The sequence below is a fragment of the Gluconobacter thailandicus F149-1 = NBRC 100600 genome (assembly GCF_000964465.1).
Classification (GTDB): Bacteria; Pseudomonadota; Alphaproteobacteria; order Acetobacterales; family Acetobacteraceae; genus Gluconobacter; species Gluconobacter thailandicus.
In genome coordinates this window covers 1-2167 of the sequence record NZ_BANH01000107.1, presented here as the reverse complement: position 1 = coordinate 2167, position 2167 = coordinate 1, and the positions used below count along the sequence as shown (strand labels likewise).

Annotated in this window: 2 pseudogenes; one reads left to right on the top strand and one right to left on the bottom strand. The window is 53.3% G+C overall.

Going from position 1 to position 2167, the window contains the following annotated elements:
* Positions 1–492: 492 nt before the first annotated feature.
* Positions 493–1562 (bottom strand): annotated as a pseudogene (locus B7444_RS15750) (IS3 family transposase).
* A 28-nt stretch (positions 1563–1590) separates the two neighbouring features.
* On the opposite strand from B7444_RS15750, the pseudogene B7444_RS17310 reads away from it, so the two are divergent.
* Positions 1591–1928: pseudogene (locus B7444_RS17310) on the top strand (integrase core domain-containing protein); the annotation flags it as partial.
* Between the last annotated feature and the right edge of the window lie 239 nt (positions 1929–2167).

Below are 2167 nucleotides of genomic sequence, written 5' to 3'. Positions count from 1 at the left end.
TGCGCAGAAATGCTCACCCGTGATTTTCCAAACAGGCTCTTAGGATCTTTGATTGCCATCTGAGTGTCCTTTCATGATCTATGCTGAATATAGCACAAATTCAAAAGAAATCAAGCATAGATATTTTTGTTATTAATAAACATTCTCATTTAGAATGATAATACTTCTCAATTTCTTTACATTTATAAGTATTAAATGAAGTTTTTAGGGATTTTCGTATAGTAATAAATCGACCCTAACGATCCAACCAAGGGTATCCCAGATAAAATTATAGCTCCCCCTCATAAGGTAGCTGTACATACCCAAATCTACCGAAAACAGGTTACTGAGATCTGCCAACTGAGGCGACCTTCGAATGCAGAATACCAAAAAAGATGAATGGAAGAATTACACGCCCAAAAAGCGCTACCCATATGCTCTGTCTGCTAAAAAATCGAAGTCCAGATCATACTTGAATATTAACAGCACACTGACCTTGCCCCCAACGTATCCTCAGTTCTGATTTATAATCTTTGGGTTGCTGTATGCCTTGTTGGCGTGTTGAGCGAAAGCCTCCGGCGTCATGCCGTTGAGACTGGTGTGGCGCCTGACGGCGTTGCAATTCGGCGCACCAGGCGTCGATGACCGAGCGGGCGTGGCCGCGGTTGTGGAACAAGTGCTCGTTGAGGCATTCGTCTCGGAACCAGCCGTTGAAACTCTCGACGAACCCGTTCTGCTGTGGCTGTCCCGGTGCGATATAGTGCCACAGCACCGATCACTTCTCATACCAAACCAGCATCGCTTTCGAAGTCATCTCGGTGCCGTTGTCACTGACGATCATCAGTAGCCAGCCGCGATGCTCTCCGATCCCGTCGAGTTCGTCGACCGAGCTGTTCGCCTGACAACGAGGTATCCGCCACCAGCGCCAGGCATTTGCGCGTATAGTCGTCCACCACCGTCAGCACGCGGAAACGCCGTCCGTTGTTCAATACGTCCGAGACAAAATCCAGGCTCCACCGCTGATTGGGCCCGTCGGGCAGCATCATCGGCGAGCGCGTGCCTGTCGCTCGTTTCCGCCCGCCACACTTCCGGACCGACAGCCCTTCCTCGCGATACAGTCGGAACAGCTTCTTGTGGTTCATTGCCACCCCTTCCCGGTCAAGCAGGATCTGCAGACGCCGATAGCCGAACCGGCGTCGTTCCGCGGTCAGTGTGCGCAAGCGCATCCGTGCCGCCTCTCCGGCCAGACGGCGTGACGCATCGCGCCAGGTCTTCGGATTGATGCCGATCAGCCGGCAGGCCCGCCGCTGCGAGTAATCCCGCTCCGCAAGCGCCCAAGTCACGGCCTCCCGCCGCAAACCGAGCGTCACGAGTTTTTTATCAGCAGGCCTTCAGCGTCGAGACGTCCATCACGCTCTCCGCCAAGAGTCGCTGCGTTCCATCTCGCCATATTTCCGACCTCCAAGTGCAGAAGGTCACTTCACTGATCCCGTGCTTGCAGCACAGATCCGCAGCCGTAGCACCCACTTGAGCTCTTTCAGAATCCCGATAATCTGTGACGTGTCCCCCGGAAAAGTAGCCATTTAAAATTAGAGTCCGATCGAGAAGGAAACGGACTTCACGGCGCATGCGATCCTGAAATGGGCCGATGGGATGAAAATCGACTGGCACTACATCGCCCCGGGAAAACCGCAACAAAACGGCTTTGTCGAAAGTTTCAACGGTCGCTTGAGGGATGAATGTCTCAACGAAACGTTGTTTACGTCTCTCAGCCATGCCCGACAGGTTCTGGCGGACTGGCAGGAAGATTACAATACGGTGCGTCCCCTTCCCAGCTGGATGGCAGGACACCTGATCAGGTCGTCAGACAAGGGCCTCGGAGGCATGCCCCCGAGGCCCTTGTTATCCCATCAACCCCAAGCCATAAAAACCGGGAACTCTCCTTTTGACTGGATACAAAAAGGGGAGCACGTCAGACGTCATCCCGATTCGCACCCTTCCCGCCGCTCTTTTGGCACGTCTCTCACGCAGCGTCGCTACGCTGGGTTTCTCCCCCGAATGATTCCTATATGATTCCAGTTGGCGTTGGAGAAACGCAGAAGGCCGCCCATGAAGCCGCCTAAGTGTTTGTTATTAAACGGAATTTTCTGGTTGCGGGGGCAGGATTTGAACCTGCGGCCTTCAGGTT